The following is a 26165-nucleotide window of genomic DNA, read 5'->3' on the forward strand; positions in this document are numbered from 1 at the left end:
TTGTCCACTAGACTAGAAAAAAAGCCTAGTCCCAGGTCATCCGTTGTTCCTTCCATGGATCTCCATACATATGGTAGCCATTCTCTTCCCAGAAACCAGGCCGATTTTCAGATGCGAATTCAATCCCTCTGACCCACTTCGCGCTCTTCCAGAAGTATAGGTGAGGAATGACAGCTCTCAATGGATAGCCATGTTCCGGGGTAAGCTCCTCCCCATTATGGGAATGAGCTAGCAGACTTGTCTTCTTAAGAAAATCCTCAATCGGCAGGTTTGTCTTCCAATTTTCCTCAGCATGGATAATGACATATTTAGCGCCTTCTGTCGGTCCGGTCAGCCTGGCTATCTCCTGAGTGGATATCCCTTTCCAGACATTGTCCAGCTTTGACCACCCTGTCACACAATGTATGTCATTGCCAGAGGTCGTTTGCGGCAAAGCCATTAACTCCTTATATCGTAAGACAACTTCCTTTTCTACTTGACCAAAAATTTTCAAGGTCCAATCATCGAGATTCTTATAATATGGCACATTGCCATAATGCAGGACAGGAAAAGAGGTCGTGACATTTTGGTTCGGCGGGACTCTGTCCGATGGGCCCTTTTTACGCGCTTTTCCGAAATACATATGAATCACCCCTTTTTATTATCCTACCGAAATTCTATTTTAAAATAAACAAAGCCGCCCTGCCCAAAGTGCAAGACGGCTATAGTTTTTCTGGAATTATAAAACCATCGCGGCGATCCAGCCGAAAATGATTAACGGAATATTATAGTGAACAAATGTCGGAACTACCGTGTCCCAGATGTGGTTGTGCTGCGTATCAGCATTCAAACCGGCAGTCGGCCCAAGTGTGCTGTCAGATGCAGGTGAACCTGCATCACCTAGCGCAGCAGCCGTCCCCACAATCGCAATCGTCGCCATCGGGCTAAAGCCAAGCTGAAGGCTCAGCGGTACAAAAATTGTCGCGATGATCGGAATCGTCGAGAATGAAGAACCGATTCCCATCGTAACCAAAAGTCCTACAACAAGCATTGCCAACGCGCCAAGGGCTTTATTATTGCCAATTGCATCTGCTGCCTGTGCTACAAGCGATTCAACGTCTCCAGTTTCTTTAAGCACGTCTGCGAAACCGAAAGCAGCCAGCATGACGAATCCGATGAATGCCATCATCTTCATGCCTTCTGTTAAAAGATTATCAGCTTCACGCCACTTGATCGCTCCGCTCACGTATACGACCAGAATTCCTGCCAGGGCACCGATGATCATTGAACCGAAATAAAGCTGGGCAGCAAGTGCTGCAACAATGGCAATGATTGAGAAAATGATGCCCTTTTTCGAGTAATCACTTTTCTCAACTTGAACCACTTGATAATCCTCGTAGGTTCTAGGCTTTCGGTAAGATACGAAAATCGCGATCAACAAACCAACAACAAGTCCTGCTACAGGCAGAAGCATCGCTGTAGGGATATCCCCCATATCGATTTCCATTCCGCTGTCAGCCATGTTCGTAGCCAGGATGTCGTGGAAAATCCCGCCGAATCCAACAGGAAGCAAAATATAAGGCGCGGTAAGACCAAATGTCAATACGGAAGCAATTAAGCGACGATCTATTTTCAGCTCGTTGAAGACAATCAACAATGGCGGAATCAAAATCGGTATAAACGCGATGTGGATCGGAATCAAGTTTTGTGAAAATATCGCCATCATTAAAATCAGGATGACAATAATCGCTTTGGAGTACGTCTTAGCTTTCGATTCTCCGTTTTTGCCAATCATTCCGATCATCCAGTCAACCATCAGATTGGGCAACCCAGTCTTGGAAATAGCAACAGCAAATCCTCCAAGCAGCGCGTAACTTAGCGCAACCTCGGCACTGCCGCCAAGCCCTCCTGAAAAAACTTCAATCGTCTTCTCTATACTCAAGCCGCCTGTCAGCCCGCCAATCAGCGCTCCAGCAATCAATGCCAACACAACATTGACGCGAAGCAAGCTCAGGATCAGCATCGCCAGGACAGCTATAACAACTGCATTCATGATGAGTACTCCTCTCAGTGGTTTAATATTTTTGTTTCTCTTATTTTACTTTAGTATGGTAAATTGGTAGAGAATTAAAATGACAAGTATTAAAATATCATAGAATTGTTTTTTCTGTCAATGGGTTTGCTGATAGTTTTTGGATTGTGGTTGGGTTATATGTAGGAAGAAGGGAAATGACCCCTTTGTTTTCAGGGGAGTACTGCTGGCGGCCAGTGAAAAGACACTGCGGATTCGGACAAAACTTCTTTGAACTGGCCATGAATTGTCCGAACACGAGATACCTTCGGACAAATCTCCCTTGAACCAACCGGCAATTGTCCGAACACGAGGTATCTTCGGACAAATTCCTGTTGTACTGAGTGTGAGTTGTCCGAACCCAGAGCACCTTCGGACAAATTTCACTTGAACTGACCGGAATTGTCCGAACCTAGTGCATCTTCGGACAAATTTACCTTGTACTGACCGGGAATTGTCCGAACCCAGGGCACCTTCGGACAAATCTCCCTTGTACTGACCGGGAATTGTCCGAACACGAGGTACCTTCGGACAAATTCCTGTTGCACCGAGCGTGTTTTGTCCGAACCTAGGGCATCTTCGGACAAATTTACCTTGAACCAACCGGCAATTGTCCGAACACGAGGTACCTTCGGACAAATTCCTGTTGCACCGAGCGTGTTTTGTCCGAACTCAGGGCACCTTTGGACAAATTCCTGTCATACCGAGCGTGTTTTGTCCGAACCCAGGGCATCTTCGGACAAATTTCTGTTGCACCGAGCTTGATTTGGCGGAACTCAGGGCATCTTCGGACAAATTTCTGTTGCACCGAGCTTGATTTGTCCGAACCTAATGCCTCTTCGGACAAATTCCTGTTGTACCGAGTGTGATTTGGCAGAACCCAACCCAAGGCACCTTCGGACAATCCCCCTTGATCCGAGCGGAATTATCCAAACGAGTCCATTTTTTTTGAATGCATTCCCCGAAAACAATAAACCCCAAAGCCTAGGCGGCTTTGGGGTTATCAAACTCAATCTATTCTTTATTTCCTGTTTCAAATCTTTCAACTAGCAATGCCAGTGTGCGGGCCATGACGCCGGTTGCGCCTGATGGGCCAAGGTCGTATTCTTTGCTTGTTGTCGCTGTGCCGGCGATGTCTAGGTGGACCCACGGAGTGCCTTCTGCAAATTCGCCGACAAATGCTCCGCCCATGATTGCATGGCCTTCTGCGCCTGGGGAATTATTCAGGTCTGCGATTTTGCTGCCGCGGACACGTTCTATGTCGCGCTCGAACAATGGCAGGCGCCAGATTGGCTCTCCAGATTCATATGAAGCCTCCAGCACTTGTTCAAAGAACTCTTCGTTGTTCGTCAATGCTCCGGATGTATGCAGACCTAACGCAGTAATGACGCCGCCTGTCAGGGTTGCGATGTCCACTAGATAGTTCGCACCATGATGCTTCGCGTAAGTCATTGCGTCAGCAAGCACGAGGCGTCCCTCTGCATCTGTGTTCAATACTTCGATCGTTTTGCCGCTCATAGACGTGATGACATCGTCTGGTTTGAAGGCTGTGCCCGAGATCATGTTGTCTGTTGAAGGTATAACCGCTACGACGTTTTGCTCTGGCTTCAGTTCACCGATGATTTCCATAGCACCAAGCACCGCTGCCGCCCCGCCCATATCGGACTTCATGCCGACGATGCCAGCCTTTGTTTTGATTGAATAACCGCCTGTGTCAAACGTGATGCCCTTGCCGACCAGGCCGATTACATCCTTCCACTCTTCCTTGCCCTGATACTTCAGGACGATCATTTTAGGCGGCTGTGAAGATCCCTGGTTGACCGCAAGAAGCGCGCCCATACCGAGCTTTTCCATTTCTTCTTTTTCTAAAATTTCTGCTTCGAATTCATATTTCTCCGCCAGCTTCATCGCATATTCAGCCATGTCCGTAGCAGTCAAAAGGTTGCCCGGCGTATTCACGAGTGTACGAGCCGAATTCGTTCCCTTGCCGAAAACATAGCCAACTTCAACTGCCGCTTCCACTTCGCCCTCTTCGTCCGCGCTGTAAACTGTCAGGCTTTCGATTCTCTTTTCAGGCTCGTTTGACTTTTGCTTGTAGCCTTCGAACTCATAGGTAGACATCGGCAAGGCTTCACCTAATGCATGCGCTGCATCATTAAGCTCAACCTTCTCACTTGTAAAAGTATCTAAAAGTACAGCTGCTTCCGTCCATTTCTCTTTTTTGGCTGTCTTGAACAGGCGCCCTAATGCGTCCCTTAGTGTTTCGAAGTTATATTCCTTTTCATGGCCAAGGCCGACAAAATAAACCTTTTTTGCGCCAATTTTATTGAAAGTATGTATTTTGGAAACTGCTTTTTTCTTAGTTGAGATGTCCCCGCTTTTAACAAGTTCCGTTAGCTGTCCGTCAAAAAGTTCATCGGCTTCTCCCAAGAAACCTTCAAGGCCAGACGGTTTGTTGAACAAGCCAATCACAAGGCACTCATGGCTGTTTGAAAAATTAAATTGATCATTCACTTTAAACAAAGCATTCACCCCTACAAATTTTATATGTTCATTATATCGAAACTCTTATAATATTTCGACTTCCTAATCTTGCAGGCACTTTCTTTCTTGCCTAGAACGCTTCAATCCTCCAGGTACAAATATAAAACTGGCAGTTCAGGCAGCATCGTAACTTCTTCAAATGGCACACGGTCCAGATTCGGAGGGAATTTCGTCAGGCACTCTTCGATGAAGGGGTAAATTTTCTCTAAATCAAGACCCCAGTGGATAGGGCGGTATGATTGCAAATAGTCATGTGCCGCCTGCATCATCAGCCTGGCTCCCTTCACATTTCCGTAGCTGTAATGGTAAATGGCAACACTCATTTGCAGTAGGCCTTTTAAAAACAGATTCCCTTTATCGGTCATCCACATATCTTCAAGCAAGTCATGGCAGGTATAATAATCCCCTTCGTTGAATTTTATAAAGAACTCGTAATATTCATCAGGGTAGTCAGTCAAATCCCTCACCTCATTCCTGAAGTATTAGAGCTATTTTATCAAACCTTACAAATCATATGTAATGTTATAATTAAACTTGGGTATTAATTATAAAGGTACTTTTTTATACATAGGGGGAACAGCCATGGAATTATTAACGAATTTCCCATTATGGGCTTCGCTTGCTGCGATCTTTTTCGCGCAATTCGTCAAGGTCCCGATTCAATATATTGCGACGAGGAAAATCGATTGGTCGCTGTTGACAAGCACAGGAGGTATGCCAAGTTCCCACTCTGCTGCAGTCACAGCATTGGCTACCGGTGTGGCGCTCGAAACTGGTTTGGATTCAGCTGTTTTTGCGGTCGCCGCTGTTTTTGCGATTATCACGATGTTTGATGCATCAGGTGTCCGCAGGCAGGCAGGCGAGCAGGCCATCGTTTTGAATCAGCTTGTTGCTGATTTCGGCCGATTCGCCCAGGAGGCAAAAGGCTGGCAGGATAAGCCTGAAAAAGACAAACAAAAAGAATTGAAAGAATTGCTCGGCCACAAACCGATTGAAGTATTTTTTGGCGGATTGACAGGTGTCTTACTGACCCTGCTGCTGCACTATTTACTTTAAAAGCAGGTGAAACACATGAGAGTCATTTCTTTATGTCCCAGCAATACTGAAATCTTGGAATACTTAGGAGTGACTGATCTCCTTGTTGGAGTCGATGATTTTTCAGACTGGCCAGAATCGGTAAAATCACTGCCAAAGCTTGGTCCCGATCTATCGATTGACCTGGACCTGGTCGAGGGATTGAAGCCGGATCTTGTCCTTGCGTCTTTAAGCGTTCCGGGGATGGAGAAGAATATTGAGGGTTTGGCAGCACGCAACATCCCACATATCGTCTTGAATCCGCAATCATTGGTGGATATTGAGAATGATTTGATGATAACGGCCAATACCCTGAACATGCCTGAACGCGGTAAGGAAGCAGCGAACCTGTTCAGGAGCAGGCTTGAGAACATCAAGCAAAAAGGTGCCCGTGCCAATTGGCGCCCAAAGCTTTACTGGGAATGGTGGCCCAAGCCAGTTTTCACCCCAGGCAGCATTAACTGGCTGACAGAGGTATCCGAAGCTGCGGGTGGTGAGAATGTTTTTAAAGACGTCGAGCTCGCAAGCGTGCAAACGGACTGGGATGATGTGAAATCACGAAATCCGGATTATATATGCGTCGCCTGGGTCGGTGTCAGGAAGGAAAAAGTGAAGAAGCAATTGATTATAAACAGGCCTGGCTGGGAAGAACTTGATGCTGTCAAAAACGACCGGATTCTGATTCTCGAGGAGGAACTGTACTGCCGTCCGTCCCCCCGGCTCCTTGATGGCCTGGAAAAACTTTATCACCTGATCCATGACTAACCTCAAAAAAGGCACTTTCCATTCAAGGAAGGTGCCTAAACTTACTTTTATGATTTTTTGCCGTCTGTATATTGCTGGCGGAAAACTTGCATCGATTCATTCTCATTAAGGGCTTTTAAGTCTTCTTCTGTCAGCTTGCCATTGCCCATTTCGATTACATATACATCCAATGTCTTTTTGCCCCATTGTTCGTATACATCCTTGACCGTATCATAGTAAAGGTCGACCTTATTCCCTTTGATTGCGCCACCTTTATCAGCGACTACACCAAAACCATACCCCGGGATGAAAAGGATTGTCCCAATCGGGAATACATTTAAATCAGCCGCGACAGTTGAATATAAGTCACGTTTAACTTTTACACCAGAATAAGTGATTCCATACCCCGGATGCCCAGGATTTTTGCCCGTCGATTCAATACCGGCTGTATACCCTGTAGCTATGATTTTCTTCGTCGGGTATTGTGACCAATTTAGTGATTCCTCAAGGGTAGGCTGCTTCCCTGCAACCTTTTCACTTGAAGAAATCTTTGTAGTAAAGTCGGATACTTTTTTCAAAAACTTAAAAGCAAGTCCTATCGATTTCTTTTTATGGTCTATGCTTGAACTTTCTTCTTGTTGAGTTCCTGCGCTATCAAATACGTATGTAGATACAGTAGAAGCTTCAACTCCCGAAATAGAATGAAACGTAGAAGTTATAGCAGCAAAAAATAAAACTGCCATCACTGAGCGTCTGGCCCACATTTTTAAAATATTCATATAATTTTTCACTCCTCCCAAAACTATTAATTTCCCTACGTAACAAGAAATATTCCAAAAGGAGCAAAAAAGTGCCAAAATACCTATTTACACTTCCATTAAAAGTAAAATGTTACTTATAGTATCCAACAAACACTCGATTTTATGCACAAAAAAAACCTCCAAATATTGAAGGTTTCTTGTATTAGAACATTTGATATCCTTTTTTTCGCAAAAGCCTGATGACTATACCCGCTAAAATAGCGCCTGCCAGACCGCTGCTTAAAATCAGAATGTCTGCCATTGCCAATTGTGATAGCCGCTGTCCAAGATCATTGAAGGCTTCACCGCTATTCCTGAAATAGTCAATAAACGGATACTTATCAATAATGAAAATTGCAATCAATGGATACACAATAGCCATGATCCATGACATCCTCAACAGCATATTCAGTAAAAACCCAATCCCGAAAAACAGGACAAAAAACAATAACATCGAAATGATCAGTGTGACAACCGTCATCATGTCTATATCCCCCCATTAAACATCATTTCTAGTTTACTGTTTGTCCGTTTTCTAGTCAATGAAATGGTGTGACTTTGCTTTTTGGGCAAAAGAAAAACCCCGCATTGTGCGAAGGTCAAAGAAGCATTGTCTTATTTATTTGATTTGCCGGATCCGCTGCAGCATGTGCACGTTTCTGAACCGCCAAGCAACAGTTGGAAATAGCCTTTACCAGAGCAGTATGGGCATTCTTTTGAATTATGTGTATGCATTGTCATTTGTGAACCTCTCCTTTTATATTTGAATTTTCTGATAATATATCAGACATTCATTGTTTTTGAAAAGGTTCAAATTTGACCAAAAAACCCTATTGAAAACGGATACATCATATATTTTCTTTCATTATCTGTCACTTTCTCAAAATTTCAGAAAATTATAAAAATAATCTATATGCACTATAATGAAACTGCTTGCCTGGATCCAATCCCTCCGCTCCAGTCACAACTTGACCAATTGGTTTATCCAAAAGGAAGTGCAGCAGCATTGAGGTATCAGGATCTGCTTTTAATTCTTCAGGTGAGATGAATTTCGCATCATAGAGCTCACTTTCCTCAACCGTCACCCTCTGATCTGCTAATGGCGCCAATAGAAATACGAGCATATTATCACTGATGGACTCCCGGATCACACCAGTTCGCAAACCCAGCAGCCCCCTAATTGTACAGACCACACCTGTCTCTTCTTTCACTTCCCGGAGCACCGCCTGATCTGCCGTTTCCCCTTCATCCACGAAGCCTGCCGGCAGCGACCAGCTTCCTTTCAGACCTCCATAGCGCTTTTTGACGACCAGCCAGCGCCCATCCTCTGAAATAACCACACCCGCGACACCAAGCCAGACATTTTCACGTTTCCCCATTCATTTCCCCATCCAATAGCTAGTTTGTACTACTATTGTAACCTATAGGATTTGAAATCGTCATTGCAGCCGTCCTCCTGGTTGTAAGAAAAGCTCAAGCACCTTGTTCAGACCCGGCAAGCGCTTAAGCTAAATAATTCTCTTAGTGATTTCCCGAAATTAAAAACAGACCCCAGCAGGAGTCTGTTCGATATTTCTATTACAGAATGTTGAATTTACCTTTTTTAAGCACCATTGAAGGTCCGCCAATCATGTACAGCGCACGGTTGTCGATCATTTTTTTCATGAAGGAAGCTTTCGTGCCGACCATTTTCTTGCCGAATGCAACTCCGATCGCGTCATCTTCACCAAGTGAACATACTGTTCCTTTGATATCAGGAGTGAATGTCTCAAGTTCAGATTTACCACGAACTAGAGCCGCAATGTTCCTTGCGCAAACCTCACCCTGCTGCATAGCGATCTGTGCAGTCGGAGGGTATGGGCGATTGATCTCTTCATTGATGATCAATGAGCAGTCGCCGACAATGAATACATCTTCTGAACCTGGAAGGCGAAGGTCTGGCTGCACTTTTACGCGGCCGCGCATTGCTTCGATACCTGATTTCTCGATAACAGAGTTTCCGCGGACACCTGCTGCCCAGACAACTGTGCCAGCTTTGATTTCTTCCACTTCTTCTTCACCTTTAGCAACGATGATGCCTTCTGGAGTCGCTTCTTTGATTGCTGTGCCGATGCGGAATTCCACGCCTTTTTTCTCAAGCGTAGCAACTGCATAGTTGACAAGCTCTGGGTCGAAACCAGGCAGAACCATTGGTGCCGCTTCGACACAAACGATTTTCACTTTATGGTAATCTACATCATATTCACGGCAAAGTTCAGGAACCCGGTTTGTCAGTTCACCAAGGAACTCGATTCCTGTGAAGCCTGCACCGCCAACAACGATTGTCAGGCGCTCATCTTTCCTCTCGGCTTCAGTATTATATGTTGCGAATTGATATTCGATATGCTCACGGATTTGTCTGGCTGAGTTGACATTGACGATAGAGAAAGCATACTCTTTCAAGCCTTTAATACCGAAAGTTTCAGGTTCAGCACCCAAGCCGATGACCAGATAATCATAGACGATGTCACCGTTCTCAAGGATTACACGTTTCTCATCCATCTTGATCTCTTCAACAGAACCCTGGACGAATTCAACCTTATGGCGATCGATTACATCACGAACATCATAACGGACTCTATCATGGTGCAAAGTTCCTGCAGATGCTTCGTGCAGCCATGTAGTTTCATAGTGGTAATCATTTTTGTTGACAAGGACAATGTCAGCCTCGTTTACTCCAACAGCTTTTTGTAAACGGGTAGCTGTCATTAATCCCCCGTATCCTGCTCCTAAAATTACGATCTTTGGCTTTCTCAAAGTGATCACTTCCACCTTTTTAAAATATTTTTGGTCGACTGGCTTCTCTCTCTTTGACGCCATCATTCCGGATAAGTTTGTGATATTATTCACTAAAATGTTCAAAAAAATGTCCTGAAAATGTCACAAAATCTTAACATTCTTGCTTACAATCCATCTTATTCTTTTTGCTCCGCATTTTCAAGCGATTCATTTAACTTAGAAATATTCAGAAAATAGGATGATTTCACTATTTTCCCGTTTTGTAAAGGGGATTTTCTATGAAATATATTGTTCCACAAGCATTCTTCTATTATGATTAGGAGTTTATTTTTTCAATTTATGGTATTATAACAATTGGAGCATTTTACTACATAGTGAGGGGGATATGGAGTGAAAGAAGATCAAAAAGTTTATGACATCACGATTATCGGTGGGGGGCCAGCTGGTCTGTTCACTGCTTTCTACGGCGGAATGAGACAAGCATCAGTTAAGATTATTGAAAGTTTGCCACAGTTAGGCGGGCAATTATCAGCACTTTATCCTGAAAAGTACATATATGATGTTGCCGGCTTTCCAAAAGTCCGTGCCCAGGAGCTGATCAACAACCTGAAAGAGCAAATGGCGAAATTCGAGCCTGCTACTGCTCTTGAGCAATCTGTTGAAAAGCTGGAGAAGCTGGAAGACGGAAATATCAAGCTGACTACTGATAAAGAAGTTCATTATACAAAAACAGTCATCATCACTGCCGGAAACGGTGCGTTCCAGCCGCGCAGGCTAGAACTTGAAAGCGCTGCCCAATATGAGGGCAAAAACCTGCACTATTTTATCGATGACCTGAACCAGTTCGCTGGCCAAAAGGTTGCGGTATTAGGCGGAGGCGATTCAGCTGTTGACTGGGCATTGATGCTTGAGCCAATCGCTGAACAAGTGACGATCGTTCACAGACGCGATAAGTTCCGCGCGCATGAGCATAGTGTTGAAAACCTGCAAAACTCAAAGGTTGATATCAAGACTCCTTTTGTGCCGACTGAACTTGTTGGTGATGGGGAAAAAATCAGCCAGATCGTTCTTAAGGACGCGAATGGCGAAGATACTGTAGCCGTCGACGTTGACGCGGTCATCTGCAACTTCGGTTTCGTTTCATCTCTTGGACCAATCAAGGAATGGGGTCTTGAAATCGAAAAGAACTCAATCGTCGTCAACTCAAAAATGGAAACGAATATCCCGGGCGTTTATGCTGCAGGCGATATCTGCACATACGAAGGCAAAGTCAAGCTGATCGCGACAGGATTCGGTGAAGCTCCAACAGCTGTCAACAACGCAAAATCCTATATGGATCCAAAAGCGAAGACACAGCCGCTTCATAGTTCATCAATGTTCAAATAAGAAAAAGCAAGGTCCGCGGACCTTGCTTTTTGTTTAACACTCTTCAGGTGTTCCTTCGCGTGTCGCTGTCTTGAAACTAGAACCGCAGCCGCAAGATGCGATCGCGTTCGGGTTGTCGATCGTGAAGCCTCCGCCCATCAAAGACTGCTTATAGCTGATTGTTGTGCCATTCAGCACTGGAGCACTGTCCTTATCAACAAGGATTTTTATACCGTGCTGCTCCAGCTCAGTGTCGCCTTCCTCCACTTCATGGGCAAAACCCATTCCGTAAGATAGGCCGCTGCAGCCGCCGCCTTTTACAGAAACGCGAAGATAAGCGTCTTCCGTCTCGTTTTGTTTCATCATATCTTTAACCTGCAATGCAGCTTCTTCAGTTAGAATCACAATGTTATCCATGATAAAACCTCCTTGATCCCTTTTTGTCCAGCTTCAGCGCCTAGCCCCTCGAGTCGCTTCGGTCCGCCCAATGAAGTCAAAGAACGACTTCACCGGTCGGCCCTCCACCGCTTGTCGGGGCTGACCAAGGCGCTTTCGCTTTTCTTATAGTATATACAGCATTTTTCCAATCCTCAACCAATCAATCCGAAAAAGAATTATATTCATATTTTCCCACCGAACATCCAATTAACTTGGTATAATATACCTATATACATATAGGGAAAAAGGCTGGTGACGAAAAATGACTCAAATAGAACCGCTCTATGATAAAAAATATCACTGTGAAATGTGCGAACATTCTTTTACGACAAAAAAAGTGCGTTCCCGCTTTGTGAAAGTCCTCCGTTTTGATACTGATTTCGCCCCTATTTATGCCGATGGTTTCGAAAACCCTAATATTTATTATGTTAATGTCTGCCCAAATTGCGGCTACTCTTTTACCGATGATTTCAGCACTTATTTTCCGCCGGGCGGTAAACAGCTCATCCAGGATAAAATATGCAATCAATGGGCTCATCATAACTATGGAGATAAGCGAACAATCCAGGAAGCTATGAACACCTTCAAACTCGCAGCTTATAGCTCGACCCTGAAAAAAGAGAAACATATTATTTCAGCCGGATTGTACATAAGACTTGCCTGGCTCTATCGATCTATAGATAACCACGAACAGGAAATGCGTTTTTTAAACCTTGCCCTGAAGGAATATACTGAGTCGTACAGTACCGGAGACTATAGAGGAACTCAAGTCTCAGAGCTGCGGTTGATGTATCTGATTGGCGACCTCTCAAGAAGGCTTGGCCAAACGCAGGACGCGGTCCGCTTTTTCTCAAAAGTAATCGAGAAGCAGAGGCAGTCAGTTGAACCGCAAATCATCCAGCTGGCAAAAGATCGCTGGCAGGAAATGCGAGAAGAACAAACAGTTGGGAAGTAATACAGGGAAAAATAAATAGGGCTGGCAATGGGATTCTACCATGCCAGCCCTTTCTATATTAAAACATCGGATTATCGTCCAAATATTGATAGATATTTTCTACTAGTTCTTCGGGTGTATCTCCCACAACTGGGTCCCCGTTCACCAGGGCAAACATGGACTGTGCGCATTTCCCGCAGTAACCAAGGCAGCCGTATTCAATCACATCAAGATCAGGGTCACGCTCCAGCTCCGCCCTTGCTTTTTGGGCACCGCTTGCTAGATTGCTGATGCAAAATTCAATGATTGGCTTAATCATTTGTTTCACCTCTCTACTAATTTTCAATCGTAACCTTTTTCTAGTAAATCGTCAATTTCCCAGGCTTAGGGCATCCATAAAATTGTTGTTATTTTGTCACAATTTCGTTATACTTTTTATGGTGATTTATTGAGCATAAAAATATTGCGAAATAATTTCGAAAAATGTATCCGTTTACTGAATTTGTAGAACGAGCTGGAAAAACTTCATTAACTGTTTGCGAAGAGTTAAAAAGGGGAAATTCACATGAAAAATCTCGTTATCCTTGGAGGCGGCTATGGCGGCATGCGTGTGCTTCAAAAACTGCTGCCAAATGAACTGCCAGAAGATGTATCAATTACACTGATTGACCGTGTTCCATACCACTGTTTAAAAACAGAATACTATGCCCTGGCTGCAGGTACGATTTCTGACCAGCATATCCGGGTGGCATTTCCAGAGCATCCCCGCCTTCAGGTAAAATATGCTGAAGTAACAGTCATCAATCTTGAGGATCAGAAGGTTGAACTCCAGGGTGATGAGTTTGTTCAATATGATGACCTTATTATCGGTCTCGGCTGTGAAGATAAATATCACAATGTCCCGGGAGCTGACAAGTTCACCTACAGCATCCAATCAATTGAAAAGTCCCGCGCGACCTACCAGGCACTTAATAATTTGCCAGCAGGTTCAACCGTTTCAATCGTTGGTGCAGGGTTAAGTGGTGTTGAACTTGCTAGTGAATTGGCTGAAAGCCGCAAAGATTTGAAAATAAATCTATTTGACCGTGGCAATCATATCCTTTCTGCCTTCTCTGAACGCCTGAGCACGTATGTGGAGAACTGGTTCGACAATCACAATGTTGAAATCATCAACAACGCGAATATTACGGAAGTCCAGAACAATGTTCTTTATAATCACGATGAGCCGATCGTGTGTGATGCGATTGTGTGGACAGCCGGCATCCAGGCGAATCGACTTGTCCGCGAGATGGACGTTGAGAAAGACAGCATGGGCCGCGCAGTGGTAACTCCGCAGCATAATCTGCCAGGCTACGAAAAGGTTTATATAGTCGGAGATTGTGCCAGCCTTCCGCACGCACCAAGTGCACAGCTTGCAGAAGGTCAGGCAGAACAAATCGTCCAGGTTTTGCAAAAACGCTGGAAAGGCGAAGAACCGCCTGAATCATTCCCACCGATCAAGCTGAAAGGCGTCATTGGCTCACTCGGCAAAAAGCACGGCTTCGGACTAGTCGCCGAACGCCCGATTACCGGCCGCGTCGCACGCCTGCTGAAATCTGGGATTTTGTGGATGTACAAGTATCATAATGGGTGATGTGGTGAAAACCGGGCGATGCCCGGTTTTTTATTTTTCGAAAACAGGTGCGTTTTTTGTTTTTACATAATTGAAAAGATATGGTGATAATTTCAGAACTGGTAAAAATCATTGAAAATTTCCAGTTCGCCAATAAAGTTGTGAAAATCGCCAATAAAAATGAATTTTCGCCAATAAAATTTAAAAATCGCCAATAAATCAAAAAAATCGCCAATAAAGTTGTGAACTCCGCCAATAAACCAAATCTCCGCTATTCACTAATGACCTGCTACGGAAAACTCTCCACTAATTCATCAATTAATCGCCAACAAAATAGAAAAAGCACTCCAAATTGGAATGCTTTAAGCTGGAACGTACCCATATTTCTCTAATTCCGCATAAATTGTTTTCAATTTCGGGTTTCCTTCGCCGACAATCTTGCCTTCGAGCAGGACGACAGGGTAGAACATATCTTCTTCGATTACTTTTTGGGCGAATTCCTGTTTATCTTCCTCTGCTGGAGGATTATTGATATCGACATAAACAATTCTGAATGTTTGGTCTGCGTATTTGCGGCTGATCGCAGCTTCGAGCCATTCGTATGTTTCTTTTGAGGATGGCAGGTTCACACAGCTTGGGCATAATACTTCTGCACCGTACACGACAATTTCTACCTCTTTACGTTCCATTATCAATTACCCCCTGTTATTTTCTTTTATTTTACTATACGATGAAAAAGATGCATAAGGAAAAAACTGTGTTCACTGGTTTTTCGGTTTTATTGGATAGATTTTTCCGGCCGATAAGATTATAATAAGTATTATGAAAGGAGTCGATTTGCATGACTGAACAGCAAATGTTTGAGCAAGTACAGGAAGTATTAGATAAATTGCGTCCATTCCTTCTTCGCGATGGTGGAGACTGCGAACTAGTTGATATTGAGGATGGCATTGTTAAACTTCGCCTGCTGGGTGCATGCGGTAGCTGCCCGAGCTCCACAATCACACTTAAAGCTGGAATTGAACGCGCACTTTTAGAAGAAGTACCTGGTGTCGTTGAGGTTGAACAGGTATTCTAATTAACCAATAATAAAGCGGTTTTGCCAATTAAGGCAAAACCGCTTTTTTTATGCGGAAACCGATTCATCACCTAACTGATGACCTGCATCCTTCCTGATCAATCTGCAAACTGATGACTTCAAGCCCCACAAGATGCTGCCTCAATTTTTCCGCTACTGTTTCCCCTTTACCGGGTTCAGCCAGGCACATAATGGATGGTCCCGCTCCGCTCAATGCAACTCCGAATGCTCCTGATTGAATGGCCTTTTCCTCTACATTCTCAAAAAAAGGCACAAGTGCTTTCCTATACGGCTGGTGGAACAAATCAGCTCTCATCATTTTACCCGCGAGGAGCCAATTCTGTGTCATCAGGGCGGCAAGCAGCTGATTAGCTACTGCACTTGCATGGACACTTCTCTGAAAATCCATCACATCCGGCAGGACATCACGTGACGTTTCTGTCAGCAACTCCTGATTGGGTACTACCAGAATCGGGTCAAACTGAATCTGGTCAAGAACGGTTAAATCGACCTCATCTCCGATTTGACTGCCAACTACAACGCCTCCGAACAGACTCGCACCGGCATTATCAGGATGGCCTTCGAACAGGGTAGCAGCTGCCAGTTTTTCAGAACGTGTCAATTGCAAGCCACAGAATTCATTAGCCAATTCCACTCCCGCGACAATCGCTGCTGCACTGGAACCAAGCCCTCTCGCAAGCGGGATTTCGCTTTTTACATAGACATGGAGTGAGGGCATTTCCTGCTTGTACATTTCAGCTGTTTTCATCGCAATTTGGCAAATGAAATTTTTTTCATCACCAGGAAAGCCTGTTAAAGAATGAGTTAAAGGTGTAACCTTCCATTTGTCGCTTTGTTCTGCCTGGACTTCCATGTAGAGGTTCAGGGCGACGCCTAGCGAATCAAAACCTGGGCCCAGGTTCGCTGAGCTGGCCGGAACTTTTACTGAAAGGACTTTCCCTCTCGCTACCCCAGCTGCGGCTAAAGGTTCCTCGACCCCCTTCATTGCCGGACAACTCCCCTGATATAGTCGCTGACGATACTCTCGTCATTTGGAAGCAGCACTGGTGAAATCGTGCTGATGTCAATCGCGGTTGAAGGATCCTTCAATCCATTTCCCGTCAATACGGCAACTATTCTGGATCCAGAAGGAATTTCTCCTCTTTGTAAAAGTTTATGGATTCCCGCAAGCGATGCGCAGGATCCTGGCTCAGCGAAAATCCCTTCGGTGCTCGCCAGCTTGCTGTAGGCTTGTAAAATCTCATCATCTGAGACGAAATCGATTTTTCCTTCTGATTCGTCACGGGCTGATACTGCAAGATCCCAGCTTGCCGGGTTTCCAATGCGGATCGCCGTTGCGATTGTCTCTGGCTGTTCGATCGGCTGCCCCTTGACAATCGCAGCCGCCCCTTCTGCCTCAAAACCAAACATCCGCGGCAAACCAGTGCGCTTACTTGAATCGTATTCTTTGAACCCTTTCCAATATGCGCTGATATTGCCGGCATTCCCCACCGGGATTGCCAGAATGTCAGGTGCTCCGCCCAGCTGGTCACAAATTTCAAACGCAGCGGTTTTTTGTCCTTCAAGCCGGTAAGGATTGACTGAATTCACGAGGGTTACCGGTTCTGTTTCACTGATTGCCCTGACCATTTTTAACGCTTCATCAAAGTTCCCTTCAATCGACACGATGCTTGCTCCATACATCACAGCCTGCGCCAGTTTTCCCATCGCGATTTTCCCTTCAGGAATGACGACGATGCATCTTAAACCTGCCCTTGCTGCATAAGCAGCCGCAGAGGCGGAAGTATTGCCTGTTGAGGCGCAGATCACAGTGTCACTGCCTGCCTCCTTAGCTTTAGCGACTGCCATGACCATGCCTCTGTCTTTAAAAGAACCTGTAGGATTTACTCCTTCTACTTTTACATATAAATCTACTCCCCACTCCTCTGAAAGCTGGTCAAGCCTGATCAGCGGGGTATTTCCTTCATGGAGGGTGAGCAATGGTGTCTCGGCATTGACTGGCAGGTGTTCACGGTATTCGCTTAACAGCCCCCGCCATCTCATGCTCCGGCACTTCCTTCCACCCTGTATGAGCTTTTGACATCTTTCACAAACTTTAGGTCGCGCAGCTCCATTAAAATATCCTGGTAATCCTTCAGGGAGGCTTGATGCGTTACGACCACAATCTCCGCAAGCTCCTTTTCCTTCAAAGGCAGCTGGAGGATTTTCTCAAAGCTGACGTTATGGCTTGCGAAAAGGGAGGTGATTTTCGAGAATACACCAACTTCGTCATGGACGTGGAAACGCAAGAAGTGCTTTGAATTCACTTCTCCATCATTCTTAAGCTGTTTCTCATACTGCGGAGTGACAAAAGAAGTGCCGTTTACCCCAAGGCGCATGTTTTTGACGACACCGACCAGATCGGAAACTACTGCTGTTGCAGTTGGCAAGCTTCCGGCACCAGGTCCGTAAAACATTGTCTCTCCGACTGCTTCTCCATACACATACACCGCATTGTACTCATTATTGACAGACGAAAGCGGGTGCGATGATGGCAGCAATGCCGGCTCGACGCAAACCTCGACCTTATCACCTTCACGAACGGCGATGCCGAGCAGTTTCATCGTATAGCCCAGCTGTTTCGCATACTGCAGGTCTTCTTCGGTTACAGAAGTGATGCCTTTCACTTTGACATCATCCAGGTCAATCTTCATTGAAAACCCTAAAGTGGCCATGATCGCCATTTTTCGAGCCGCATCCAGTCCGTCTACATCAGATGCAGGGTTTGCCTCAGCATACCCGAGCTGCTGCGCTTCCTTCAACACGCTATCGTACGCCAGTCCCTCCTGGCTCATTTTCGTTAAAATGTAGTTTGTAGTGCCGTTCACAATCCCCATCATCTTTGTGATTCTGTCAGACGCAAGACCATCCACCAGACTGCGCAGGATCGGGATTCCTCCGGCGACACTCGCTTCAAAAAAGAGGTCGCAGCCATTTTCATTGGCCACTGTTAAAAGCTCGGAACCGTGGACGGCCATCAAATCCTTGTTTGCCGTCACAATATTCTTTTTGCTCCTTAATGCCTGAAGCAGGTGTTCTCGAGTATCTTCAATCCCGCCCATAACCTCGATTACCACTTCAATCTCCGGGTCTTCCATAATATCTGCTGGATTCACCGTCAGGAGAGATGGGTCCACTTTTACCGACCTCTCTTTATCAACATCCTGGACGAGGATTTTCTTCACTTTAATAGGGCACCCAACCTGGTGCATCAATTTATCCTGATGGTTTTCAATAATCCTGACTACACCTGACCCTACTGTTCCCAAACCTAGAAGTCCAACCGAGATTGCCTGCATTTTCTTTTCCCCTCTCTCGTGTCTATTACAAATGTACATTTGTTTTTGTATAGTAGACATTATAAATACCAGAAACAGCTTTTACAAGGAATATTTAGGGAGCATTTCCTGTGTAAACGCTTAATCATATGGGGCTGTAAGTGTAAAAAATTTTAAAATTTTGATTATAATAAAAGTCTAAAAAAAATCCTTCCCGTTGATAAGGGAAGGATTTGCAGATTATTGGAGCACTTCTTTGTTAACGATTGTCTTTGGGCTGTCACCTGTGAGGACAGCTTTAACATTTGCGCCGCAAAGCTTGATCATGGTTGTCCGGGTTTCGGTGCTTGCACTGCCAATGTGCGGGATCGCAGTTACGTTTGGCAGTTCCAGCAGCGGATGGTCAGCGGAAATTGGCTCTTTTTCAAAGACATCGAGTCCTGCGGCTGCAATCTCACCATTTTTAAGAGCATCGTATAAAGCCTGCTCGTCCACAACCGGGCCGCGGCCTGCATTGACGAAAATCGCACTTTTTTTCATTTTCGCAAAGACATCCGCGGTAAAAAGGTTTCTCGTTTCCGGCGTTAGCGGTGCCAGCGACACTACAAAGTCAGATTTCGCGACAAGATCCTCAAAAGAGCTGTAAACAGCACCCAGTTCTTTTTCAGCTTCATGTTTTCGGGAACGGTTATGGTAAAGGATCTCCATGCCGAACCCTTTGGCCCTGCGTGCGACCGCTTCGCCAATTTTACCCATGCCGACAATCCCGATTGTCTTCCCAAACACATCATGCCCAGCAAGCAGGTACGGACTCCAGCCTCCCCACTTGCCAGCCTTTATATATTCTGCCGCTTCGACTATACGTCTTGCGGATGCCATCAGCAAAGAAAAGGTAAGGTCTGCTGTCGTCTCTGTCAGCACATCAGGTGTGTTCGTAACGATGATGCCACGCTTTGTTGCTGCTCCCAGGTCAATGTTATCAAAGCCGACCGCCAGATTTGCGACCACTTTAAGGCTCTCGCCTGCTGACAAAACTTCCTCGTCGACTTTGTCAGAGAGCATTGTGATTAAAGCGCTGGCTTTTTTGGCTTCCTCTAAAATAACTTCCCTTGGTGCGGGGATATCTTCCTGATCCCACATTTTTACTTCAAAAAGCTCGGTGAGATCCACAATTGTTTCTTCAGGTAACTTCCTGGTGATATAAACATATGGTTTCATAGTCTAACTCCTTTGAAAGCGTTTAATATAGTAGAATAATTTCATTCTACCACAAAGTCACACTTTCCTTAGCGAAAAAGTTTCGACTATCGTAATAACCAATCGACTGCCGGAAGTTTCGCTGCTTTTACCGGCGCTTCGCTAAGATGGTAAAAATGGCTCAAAAACCGCTCATGATCACTGCTTTGATTCAAATACTTCCGCAATCGGTCTTCAAGCTGGCGCTTCGTCTGTTCTGACTGAGTTATATAGTAGTTTTCAACAGTCTCATAGTAGTGTAGGGGGAACAACAACCTTGAGTAAAGCAGCCTCCATGAGAACGAAGACAGCACCGTCATTGATTGGTATTCTGCCAGGAAATTTTTGATTTCCGGCTGGCTCGTCTGGATGTTCGCAAAATAACGATCCCTGACCCATTCTGCGAGGTCCCGGCTGCCATGATCAAATACCCACTCGAAAGGATTTTTGACAAAATACGTTCCTCTCCAAACATTATTCGTGAAACGCTCATGGCAAACCGTGCCATGATCAATCCTTGTCGGTTTATCATCAATTTCGGTATCAGCGAGATACTGGATCGCATTCTCGGATAATCCCATGTAATACGGAAAGGATTCCATGAACATCTTCTCAAAATCATTCTCCGGCTCAGTATAAAGCTTTCCGCTCCATACCTTCTCCATCTGGTCGAGCCGTTTTTCCCAGAGCTGTTTCCATTGTCCAACCCGGTTCATGCTTTCAACTTTAAAGGGGATTTGCCGGCCCCGAGCATGGAATTTGGCCAGTTTCCTGCCTGTTCTTATTTTTTCAGGCATAGGGGATGCGCGGTTCATCAACACGCAGTACTTCCTCCCCTCCCACTCGCAAATTTGCTTTCCTTCCTGATCCGCCAGCAGCCTCGAGACATTCCGGTCCCCAGCTGTTTGCAAATGGTCTGCAATCCTCGCCAGCTCGCTTATCTCTTGCTCTTTTACACCATCAGCGTCCATAATTAAATAAAGCCCTTCATTATACTTATATCCATGATATCTTCCAAGAGATACTTCTGAATCTGCTGAAATCCCATATACTTCTTTTAACATCTTTTGAAACATATTAGCACCTCATTTCCAAGCCACTCTTTTACAAATATATGTATTGGATTGTAAAACTTGAATGAACATTACAATGAATAAGCGGCTTCATTAGGGAAATGATTTAAAGGAATGAATTCTTTCACTAAAACGGGTTAAGCGGAATATTTTAGGTTAAATAGGATAAAGAGTATGAAAATGATTATGCTGCAATCAAAAACAGAAAGGTGATGCAGATGTTAGAAAAGAAACGCGCCATCCATATGACAGAGGAAACTGCCCGGAAGTGGCTCCATGAACGTGGGGTTGAAATAGAAGATATCGCAAAACTCGTTTTTTTCCTGCAGGAGAAGTACCACCCAGACCTGCAGATGGATGATTGTATCGAAAACGTAGAACGAGTTCTCTCCAAACGTGAGGTTCAGAATGCGATTTTGACAGGAATCCAGCTGGATATCCTCGCAGAGCAAAAAAAGCTTGGAGAACCGCTGCAATCAATTATTGAAACAGACGAAAGTCTGTACGGTGTCGATGAAATCCTCGCATTTTCAATTGTAAATATATATGGGTCGATCGGTTTTACCAATTATGGTTTTATTGATAAACAGAAACCAGGTATTCTTGAGAAGCTTAATGATAAGGAAGCCACCGGCAAGTGCCATACTTTCCTTGATGATATTGTCGGAGCAGTCGCTGCTGCAGCATCAAGCCGCCTTGCACATAGAGCGGCCAATATAGAAGATTAAAAGAAAAAGCACAGGCGACTGTCCAACTCCGACAAGCGCTGCTGTAAAAGGAAAAAAGGGACTTGATGCCTTCAACGGCTCAAGTCCCTTTTCAGATTATCTGCTTAAACTTCCCAATCGTCCAGCGAGTCCACTGTATACGTTGGCATTTCTTCGTACCCTTTCAGCAGTTCCCTGGTAGTTACACCAGTGTGGACGAGAAGTGTGTCCATCCCTGCTCTCATCCCCGCGAGGATGTCAGTATCATAATAGTCCCCGACCATAAGGGTTTCCGCTTTTTCTGTCCCAAGTACCTTTAAGGCCTGTTCCATAATCACAGATTCCGGCTTCCCGATAAAAATCGGATCTGTTTGTGTAGATACAGCAATCACGGAAGTCAACGAACCATTGCCCGGCAGCAGGCCCCGTTCAGTCGGGATGGCGATGTCCCCATTTGTCGAAATGAAGGTCGCTCCATTCCTGACCGCAAGGCAGCCGACAGCCAGCTTTTCATATGTAATGCCGCGATCGATTCCTGAAACAATGAAATCAGCGTCTTCCCCGGCAAATTTCAGGCCTTTTTCCTCGATCGCTTTCTGAATTCCCTCTTCGCCAATCACATATACAGTTGCATCCTGTTTTTGCTCATAAATATAGTTCGCTGTTGCCTGGCTCGTTGTAAAAACCTGCTCCTCAGTCGTTGGAATATCAAAGCCGCGGAGCTTTTCCGCCACTTGTGCAGGTGTGCGCGAAGAATTATTCGTAACGAATAAATATGGGATTTCCGCTTCAATCAGCCTTTTTATAAAATCAGAAGCCGCTTCGATCCGTTCTGATCCCCGGTACATCGTCCCATCCAAATCAATTAAATACCCTTTATATTTTTTCATATTGATCACTCCTAACTATATCGTTCCCATGTCGTTAAAAAACGAATACTCCCATTTTATATAAGCCAGGCAAAGAGTGCAAAGGACAAAGCTCACAATAATAAAAGCGCAAGCGCCTTGGGCAGCCCCGACAAGCGTTGGAGGGCCGACTGATGAAGTCGTTCTTTGACTTCATCGGGCGGACCGAACTCGAAAAGTGAAGGCGACTGCCCAACTCCGACAAGCGTTGGAGGGCCTGCCAGTGAAGTCGCTCTTTGACTTCAATGGCAGGACCGAAACGTCTCGAGGAGTTAGGAGCCGCAACTAGACAAGCGACTCGATGGGCTAGGCGCTGGAGCTGGACACTAATCTAAGTGGATAAATTTATACTTTCTTATTCAATACCAAAAAGCGCAAGCGCCTTGTTCACCCCCTACTTCCTGGATAAGAACAGAAAAAGAGACCGCAGTTTAACGGTCTCCTTTGTCATGGTTTACTTTTTAAAAGCGGATACTGGCCCTAATTCATTCGTTAAGTACTCTCTCACTTTTACTGAAAAAAGCTTGAGATGAGGAAGCTCGGACTTAAAGGTTTCGATCAGGCCGGCATGATCCACGGCAGTATACTGCTGGACAAGCATCTTTCTGAAGAGGACGATTTTTTTCAACCCTGCGCTCATATCCTGAGTAACCACTTTTTCATCATCGAGAATATCAATGATGTCTTCATAGCTTCCCGGGTCACGCATGATGAAACCATCGATCATCGCGTTGCCCACATCAAGTACGGCTTCTACCATTGTATGCGCCGCACGCTCGAGTGCTGATTTTTCCATTGGCGATTCCCATGGTCCATTGCTTTCAAAAAATTCGATCTGTCTCTCTAAAAACAGCAATGTTTCTTCAATTTGATCTCTGTCGACAAAGTACATTCATTATCACCTCATAAAGATGCTAGACGGTTTTCAGTAATCCAGGACGGGCATAAAAATAACCTTGTGCCAGTTCAACCTTGTTCCGTGAGAGAACCGATGCTTCATGCTCATTCTCGATCCCTTCCGCAATGACGGTGGATCCCGCTTCCCGCGCAACAAGCAGCAGCCCTTTCAGCATGGACTCCTTCACAGAGTTCTTATCAATATTTTCAATGACGGAACGGTCGATCTTAATGACATCCGGCATGATTTCACTGATGGTATTCAAGCTGGCATACCCTGCCCCAGTATCATCAACCGCTATTTTGATTCCCATTCCTCTTAACACTTTTATATTATAGATAAAATTCTCGATTCCCTCAATCGAGTCCCTCTCGGTAATTTCTAAAGTGATCTGATTTGGCTGGATAGTGTCATATGATTGCATCATGTTTTTCAGGTCCCGGACGAATCGGGAATTTCCGAGGGTAATCGGCGTGAAATTGATAAAGATATCATCCCGACAGCCAGTCGAAGTGATTTGATCAAGCGTTTTTCTCAACACGATCATTTCCAGGTCATAGAGCGTATTTGTCTGCCGTGCAACTGAGAAAAGCTGCAATGGACTCTCAAGCGCAGTTCCCTCCGGTCCTCTCGTCAGCATTTCCCACGCCCGGATTTCCTTTGTCGCAACGTCAATGATAGGCTGTGCTAAAAGCTTGATATTTTGCTGTGCGATTATTCTTTTCATTTCATAAACCATTTCATTGAATTCAGTTTGGATTCGTTTCTCAGCCATCGCAAATGCTTGCTGATGTGCCTTTAAGACTGCTCCGTGAACGGAATCCACCGATTTATCGATAAAAATAAACCCAGTATCAAAAATAGGCTGAACAGTAGGATACTCTTGAAAAATCCTGCTCTCCGCTTCCCTGAGGATTTTCTTCATTTTCACATCAATTTCAGAGATACAGTACCTGTTATGGTCAATCCGCATGAACAGGCTCAGGCTGTCGCTATAATAATCATGAAGGACAATCATGTCCTCTTTGTCGATTTCTTTTTCAATCACGCTTTTGAAATGACGTTTCAAAGCCTTATGAAACTTCCAGCTCTCCTCACCAAGCTGTGAAGCAAGCTCCTGGTGATTCTTGATCGTGTATGCAATAACAGCAACTTCAAAGCCACTGTTAAAAGCTTTCTTTACCCCAGAAACGACAGGGTTCCGCAAAATGAACTGTGGAGGATAATAACATATTGTAGAATGCGGCAACATTATTTTTCCCCAACCAAGCAGGTTGTCTAATATGCTAGTAACACGGCGGGCCATAGGTTTCAATCCTCTCAGAAGATGACTAGAACTTTTTATTAATTGTACCATATTTAGCTAAAATAGACCTTTTTTCCTAGATAGTTATTTCTAAATATTTTTACTTCTTTTTTTATAGTGATAATGTGGATAAGGGGACAGTATTAGACTGCATTGCGAATCGATTTTGTTTTTTGGTGTCATAAGCTGACGTGATTCCAGGACGAATTTGACAGCATTTCTTGTTCCGCCTTCAAACCTGTCACGATTCCGAGGTTTTCTTGACAGCTTTTCCTGCTTTCCCTTAAAACCTGTCACGATTCCGGGCTTATCTTGACAGCTTTTCCCGCTTTCCCTTCAAACCTGTCACGATTCCGGGTTTTTCTTGACAGCTTTTCCTGCTTTCCCTTCAAACCTGTCACGATTCTGGGGTTTTCTTGACAGCTTTTCCTGCTTTTCCTTCAAAGCTGTCACGATTACGAGGTTTTGAACTGCTCCCCGTCAAGTAGACAGTGGAAATAATAAAAACAATCTAAGCGGCTTTAACCCTATATTCTAATGGGCTAAGGCCGTTTAATCTTTTTTGGTAACGGTCGTGATTATAAAAGTATATGTACTCATCAATCGCCGCAGAAAGTTCTTCAAAGGTATTATATTTCTCCAGGTAATACTTCTCGCTTTTTAGTGATCCCCAAAAGGATTCCATTGGTCCATTGTCTATACACCTTCCGACTCGGGACATACTCTGAGTCATCTGTGCTTGATCTATTCTTTGTTTAAATCCAAGATGTGTATACTGGAATCCTCGGTCGCTATGTATAAGTGGATGGTCGCCGTTCAAAAGGGCTGTAGCCTGATCCAGCGTCTCAAACACCAGTTTATTGTTGTTGGAATGTCCAAATACGTAGCTGACAATGGTTCCATCATGTAAGTCTTTAATCGCGCTCAAATAAGCCTTTTTCGCTTCTCCATACTTGAATTCAGTCACATCCGTAACCCACTTCTCATTTGGACTTTCGGCTTGGAATTTACGGTTTAACACGTTTTCTGCTACGTGTTGTGGGGTTGACTTTTTGTAACGTTTCTTCTTTTTCCGAATAACGCTTTGAATGCCGACAATCTTCATCAGCCTATAGATTCGCTTATGATTGAAACTCTTGCCCAGCTTTCGATTCAAAGTCATCGTAATCCTACGGTAGCCGTAGATTCCTTTAACTTCCTCATGGAGAGCCTTCATTGCTTCTACAAGCTCTTCATTCTGGCGTTCACGCATGGAAGGTGTTCGCTTCAGCCATTTATAATA

The 26165-nt window shown here is 44.7% G+C and carries 29 protein-coding genes; 7 read left to right on the top strand and 22 right to left on the bottom strand.

What is annotated here, in order from left to right:
- Positions 1–25: 25 nt before the first annotated feature.
- The 4 genes from J7E32_RS18215 to J7E32_RS18230 form a co-directional block, all read right to left on the bottom strand.
- Positions 26–622 carry a sulfite oxidase-like oxidoreductase gene (locus tag J7E32_RS18215; protein ID WP_214910317.1) on the bottom strand — a complete coding sequence of 199 codons (597 nt, stop codon included), beginning with the start codon at positions 620–622 and terminating at the stop codon, positions 26–28.
- A 96-nt stretch (positions 623–718) separates the two neighbouring features.
- A complete protein-coding gene (locus J7E32_RS18220; RefSeq protein WP_214910319.1) occupies positions 719–2032 on the bottom strand; it encodes a Na+/H+ antiporter family protein in 1314 nt (437 codons plus the stop codon).
- A 1032-nt stretch (positions 2033–3064) separates the two neighbouring features.
- Positions 3065–4573 (bottom strand): leucyl aminopeptidase, encoded by a 1509-nt coding sequence (locus J7E32_RS18225; RefSeq protein WP_214910321.1) that lies wholly within the window; start codon positions 4571–4573, stop codon positions 3065–3067.
- A 101-nt stretch (positions 4574–4674) separates the two neighbouring features.
- Positions 4675–5052: a DUF309 domain-containing protein gene (locus J7E32_RS18230; protein WP_214910322.1), complete on the bottom strand. Its 378-nt coding sequence runs from the start codon at positions 5050–5052 to the stop codon at positions 4675–4677.
- A gap of 124 nt (positions 5053–5176) precedes the next feature.
- Here J7E32_RS18230 and J7E32_RS18235 point away from each other — a divergent pair, with 124 nt between their 5' ends.
- Together J7E32_RS18235 and J7E32_RS18240 are read left to right on the top strand one after the other, a co-directional pair.
- The gene (locus J7E32_RS18235) at positions 5177–5650 is read left to right on the top strand and encodes a divergent PAP2 family protein (protein ID WP_214910324.1); all 474 of its coding nucleotides are present in this window, start codon (positions 5177–5179) and stop codon (positions 5648–5650) included.
- Between the two features lie 15 nt (positions 5651–5665).
- Positions 5666–6433 carry a cobalamin-binding protein gene (locus J7E32_RS18240; RefSeq protein ID WP_214910326.1) on the top strand — a complete coding sequence of 256 codons (768 nt, stop codon included), beginning with the start codon at positions 5666–5668 and terminating at the stop codon, positions 6431–6433.
- 47 nt (positions 6434–6480) lie between these two features.
- On the opposite strand, the gene J7E32_RS18245 is transcribed toward J7E32_RS18240, so the two are convergent.
- The 5 genes from J7E32_RS18245 to J7E32_RS18265 form a co-directional block, all read right to left on the bottom strand.
- Entirely contained in the window at positions 6481–7191 is a 711-nt protein-coding gene (locus J7E32_RS18245; protein WP_214910328.1) for a 3D domain-containing protein, read from the bottom strand.
- A gap of 184 nt (positions 7192–7375) precedes the next feature.
- Positions 7376–7696 carry a YuiB family protein gene (locus J7E32_RS18250; RefSeq protein ID WP_286183442.1) on the bottom strand — a complete coding sequence of 107 codons (321 nt, stop codon included), beginning with the start codon at positions 7694–7696 and terminating at the stop codon, positions 7376–7378.
- Between the two features lie 131 nt (positions 7697–7827).
- A complete protein-coding gene (locus J7E32_RS18255) occupies positions 7828–7953 on the bottom strand; it encodes a YuiA family protein (RefSeq protein ID WP_214910330.1) in 126 nt (41 codons plus the stop codon).
- A 155-nt stretch (positions 7954–8108) separates the two neighbouring features.
- Complete coding sequence (locus tag J7E32_RS18260) at positions 8109–8591, bottom strand: NUDIX domain-containing protein (RefSeq protein ID WP_214910332.1); 483 nt, start codon at positions 8589–8591, stop codon at positions 8109–8111.
- 199 nt (positions 8592–8790) lie between these two features.
- Positions 8791–10008 carry an NAD(P)/FAD-dependent oxidoreductase gene (locus J7E32_RS18265; protein ID WP_214910424.1) on the bottom strand — a complete coding sequence of 406 codons (1218 nt, stop codon included), beginning with the start codon at positions 10006–10008 and terminating at the stop codon, positions 8791–8793.
- Positions 10009–10380: 372 nt separating this feature from the next.
- Here J7E32_RS18265 and J7E32_RS18270 point away from each other — a divergent pair, with 372 nt between their 5' ends.
- Positions 10381–11376 (top strand): NAD(P)/FAD-dependent oxidoreductase, encoded by a 996-nt coding sequence (locus J7E32_RS18270; protein ID WP_214910334.1) that lies wholly within the window; start codon positions 10381–10383, stop codon positions 11374–11376.
- Between the two features lie 33 nt (positions 11377–11409).
- Here the strand turns inward: J7E32_RS18270 and J7E32_RS18275 are convergent, their stop codons facing one another.
- A complete protein-coding gene (locus J7E32_RS18275; protein WP_214910336.1) occupies positions 11410–11772 on the bottom strand; it encodes a HesB/IscA family protein in 363 nt (120 codons plus the stop codon).
- 283 nt (positions 11773–12055) lie between these two features.
- On the opposite strand from J7E32_RS18275, the gene J7E32_RS18280 reads away from it, so the two are divergent.
- Positions 12056–12748 (top strand): DUF2225 domain-containing protein, encoded by a 693-nt coding sequence (locus J7E32_RS18280; RefSeq protein WP_214910338.1) that lies wholly within the window; start codon positions 12056–12058, stop codon positions 12746–12748.
- A gap of 58 nt (positions 12749–12806) precedes the next feature.
- Here J7E32_RS18280 and J7E32_RS18285 read toward each other — a convergent pair whose 3' ends face one another.
- Entirely contained in the window at positions 12807–13046 is a 240-nt protein-coding gene (locus tag J7E32_RS18285; protein ID WP_214910340.1) for a YuzB family protein, read from the bottom strand.
- Positions 13047–13292: 246 nt separating this feature from the next.
- Here J7E32_RS18285 and J7E32_RS18290 point away from each other — a divergent pair, with 246 nt between their 5' ends.
- Positions 13293–14360 carry an NAD(P)/FAD-dependent oxidoreductase gene (locus J7E32_RS18290; protein ID WP_214910342.1) on the top strand — a complete coding sequence of 356 codons (1068 nt, stop codon included), beginning with the start codon at positions 13293–13295 and terminating at the stop codon, positions 14358–14360.
- 341 nt (positions 14361–14701) lie between these two features.
- On the opposite strand, the gene J7E32_RS18295 is transcribed toward J7E32_RS18290, so the two are convergent.
- Positions 14702–15028, bottom strand: a complete 327-nt coding sequence (locus tag J7E32_RS18295) for a YuzD family protein (RefSeq protein WP_214910344.1) — start codon at positions 15026–15028, stop codon at positions 14702–14704.
- A gap of 152 nt (positions 15029–15180) precedes the next feature.
- Between J7E32_RS18295 and J7E32_RS18300 the strand changes: the two genes are divergently transcribed.
- Positions 15181–15417, top strand: coding sequence for a NifU family protein (locus J7E32_RS18300; RefSeq protein ID WP_041966137.1), 237 nt, complete (start codon positions 15181–15183; stop codon positions 15415–15417).
- Positions 15418–15484: 67 nt separating this feature from the next.
- On the opposite strand, the gene thrB is transcribed toward J7E32_RS18300, so the two are convergent.
- The 5 genes from thrB to yutH all read right to left on the bottom strand — a co-directional run bounded on the left by thrB (position 15485) and on the right by yutH (position 21067).
- Positions 15485–16423, bottom strand: coding sequence for a homoserine kinase (gene thrB, locus J7E32_RS18305; protein ID WP_214910346.1), 939 nt, complete (start codon positions 16421–16423; stop codon positions 15485–15487).
- Positions 16420–17481: a threonine synthase gene (gene thrC, locus J7E32_RS18310; protein ID WP_214910348.1), complete on the bottom strand. Its 1062-nt coding sequence runs from the start codon at positions 17479–17481 to the stop codon at positions 16420–16422. The genes thrB and thrC overlap by 4 nt, the downstream gene beginning before the upstream one ends.
- Positions 17478–18776 carry a homoserine dehydrogenase gene (locus tag J7E32_RS18315; protein ID WP_214910350.1) on the bottom strand — a complete coding sequence of 433 codons (1299 nt, stop codon included), beginning with the start codon at positions 18774–18776 and terminating at the stop codon, positions 17478–17480. Before J7E32_RS18315 ends, thrC begins: the two co-directional genes overlap by 4 nt.
- Positions 18777–18995: 219 nt before the next feature.
- On the bottom strand, positions 18996–19973 hold the full coding sequence (locus tag J7E32_RS18320) for a 2-hydroxyacid dehydrogenase (RefSeq protein ID WP_214910351.1): 978 nt from the start codon (positions 19971–19973) through the stop codon (positions 18996–18998).
- 86 nt (positions 19974–20059) lie between these two features.
- Complete coding sequence (gene yutH / locus J7E32_RS18325) at positions 20060–21067, bottom strand: spore coat putative kinase YutH (RefSeq protein WP_214910360.1); 1008 nt, start codon at positions 21065–21067, stop codon at positions 20060–20062.
- Between the two features lie 242 nt (positions 21068–21309).
- Here yutH and J7E32_RS18330 point away from each other — a divergent pair, with 242 nt between their 5' ends.
- Positions 21310–21792, top strand: a complete 483-nt coding sequence (locus J7E32_RS18330) for a phosphatidylglycerophosphatase A family protein (protein ID WP_214910432.1) — start codon at positions 21310–21312, stop codon at positions 21790–21792.
- Positions 21793–21896: 104 nt separating this feature from the next.
- On the opposite strand, the gene J7E32_RS18335 is transcribed toward J7E32_RS18330, so the two are convergent.
- The 5 genes from J7E32_RS18335 to J7E32_RS18355 form a co-directional block, all read right to left on the bottom strand.
- A complete protein-coding gene (locus J7E32_RS18335) occupies positions 21897–22661 on the bottom strand; it encodes a TIGR01457 family HAD-type hydrolase (RefSeq protein WP_214910362.1) in 765 nt (254 codons plus the stop codon).
- A gap of 472 nt (positions 22662–23133) precedes the next feature.
- A complete protein-coding gene (locus tag J7E32_RS18340; RefSeq protein ID WP_214910364.1) occupies positions 23134–23571 on the bottom strand; it encodes a DUF86 domain-containing protein in 438 nt (145 codons plus the stop codon).
- Positions 23572–23593: 22 nt separating this feature from the next.
- Positions 23594–24829, bottom strand: a complete 1236-nt coding sequence (locus tag J7E32_RS18345; RefSeq protein WP_286183456.1) for an EAL domain-containing protein — start codon at positions 24827–24829, stop codon at positions 23594–23596.
- 144 nt (positions 24830–24973) lie between these two features.
- Positions 24974–25180 (bottom strand): hypothetical protein, encoded by a 207-nt coding sequence (locus J7E32_RS18350; protein ID WP_214910366.1) that lies wholly within the window; start codon positions 25178–25180, stop codon positions 24974–24976.
- Between the two features lie 214 nt (positions 25181–25394).
- On the bottom strand, positions 25395–26165 hold a 771-nt coding region (locus tag J7E32_RS18355), incomplete at its 5' end, for an IS3 family transposase (protein WP_214910368.1).

The organism is Bacillus sp. ISL-55 (assembly GCF_018613155.1).
Classification (GTDB): Bacteria; Bacillota; Bacilli; order Bacillales; family Cytobacillaceae; genus Mesobacillus.

Excerpts from the sequence above, each read along its gene's own strand:
- J7E32_RS18335 (WP_214910362.1), bottom strand. The coding sequence starts at position 22,661 with ATGAAAAAATATAAAGGGTATTTAATTGATTTGGATGGGACGATGTAC.
- J7E32_RS18255 (WP_214910330.1), bottom strand. The coding sequence starts at position 7,953 with ATGACAATGCATACACATAATTCAAAAGAATGCCCATACTGCTCTGGT.
- J7E32_RS18345 (WP_286183456.1), bottom strand. The coding sequence starts at position 24,829 with ATGTTGCCGCATTCTACAATATGTTATTATCCTCCACAGTTCATTTTG.
- J7E32_RS18275 (WP_214910336.1), bottom strand. The coding sequence starts at position 11,772 with ATGGATAACATTGTGATTCTAACTGAAGAAGCTGCATTGCAGGTTAAA.
- J7E32_RS18315 (WP_214910350.1), bottom strand. The coding sequence starts at position 18,776 with ATGCAGGCAATCTCGGTTGGACTTCTAGGTTTGGGAACAGTAGGGTCA.
- J7E32_RS18220 (WP_214910319.1), bottom strand. The coding sequence starts at position 2,032 with ATGAATGCAGTTGTTATAGCTGTCCTGGCGATGCTGATCCTGAGCTTG.
- J7E32_RS18340 (WP_214910364.1), bottom strand. The coding sequence starts at position 23,571 with ATGTACTTTGTCGACAGAGATCAAATTGAAGAAACATTGCTGTTTTTA.
- J7E32_RS18235 (WP_214910324.1), top strand. The coding sequence starts at position 5,177 with ATGGAATTATTAACGAATTTCCCATTATGGGCTTCGCTTGCTGCGATC.
- J7E32_RS18330 (WP_214910432.1), top strand. The coding sequence starts at position 21,310 with ATGACAGAGGAAACTGCCCGGAAGTGGCTCCATGAACGTGGGGTTGAA.
- thrB (WP_214910346.1), bottom strand. The coding sequence starts at position 16,423 with ATGAAGGGGGTCGAGGAACCTTTAGCCGCAGCTGGGGTAGCGAGAGGG.
- J7E32_RS18240 (WP_214910326.1), top strand. The coding sequence starts at position 5,666 with ATGAGAGTCATTTCTTTATGTCCCAGCAATACTGAAATCTTGGAATAC.
- J7E32_RS18250 (WP_286183442.1), bottom strand. The coding sequence starts at position 7,696 with ATGATGACGGTTGTCACACTGATCATTTCGATGTTATTGTTTTTTGTC.
- J7E32_RS18245 (WP_214910328.1), bottom strand. The coding sequence starts at position 7,191 with ATGAATATTTTAAAAATGTGGGCCAGACGCTCAGTGATGGCAGTTTTA.
- J7E32_RS18215 (WP_214910317.1), bottom strand. The coding sequence starts at position 622 with ATGTATTTCGGAAAAGCGCGTAAAAAGGGCCCATCGGACAGAGTCCCG.
- J7E32_RS18285 (WP_214910340.1), bottom strand. The coding sequence starts at position 13,046 with ATGATTAAGCCAATCATTGAATTTTGCATCAGCAATCTAGCAAGCGGT.
- yutH (WP_214910360.1), bottom strand. The coding sequence starts at position 21,067 with ATGTTTCAAAAGATGTTAAAAGAAGTATATGGGATTTCAGCAGATTCA.
- J7E32_RS18290 (WP_214910342.1), top strand. The coding sequence starts at position 13,293 with ATGAAAAATCTCGTTATCCTTGGAGGCGGCTATGGCGGCATGCGTGTG.
- J7E32_RS18295 (WP_214910344.1), bottom strand. The coding sequence starts at position 15,028 with ATGGAACGTAAAGAGGTAGAAATTGTCGTGTACGGTGCAGAAGTATTA.
- J7E32_RS18300 (WP_041966137.1), top strand. The coding sequence starts at position 15,181 with ATGACTGAACAGCAAATGTTTGAGCAAGTACAGGAAGTATTAGATAAA.
- J7E32_RS18280 (WP_214910338.1), top strand. The coding sequence starts at position 12,056 with ATGACTCAAATAGAACCGCTCTATGATAAAAAATATCACTGTGAAATG.
- thrC (WP_214910348.1), bottom strand. The coding sequence starts at position 17,481 with ATGAGATGGCGGGGGCTGTTAAGCGAATACCGTGAACACCTGCCAGTC.
- J7E32_RS18260 (WP_214910332.1), bottom strand. The coding sequence starts at position 8,591 with ATGGGGAAACGTGAAAATGTCTGGCTTGGTGTCGCGGGTGTGGTTATT.
- J7E32_RS18320 (WP_214910351.1), bottom strand. The coding sequence starts at position 19,973 with ATGAAACCATATGTTTATATCACCAGGAAGTTACCTGAAGAAACAATT.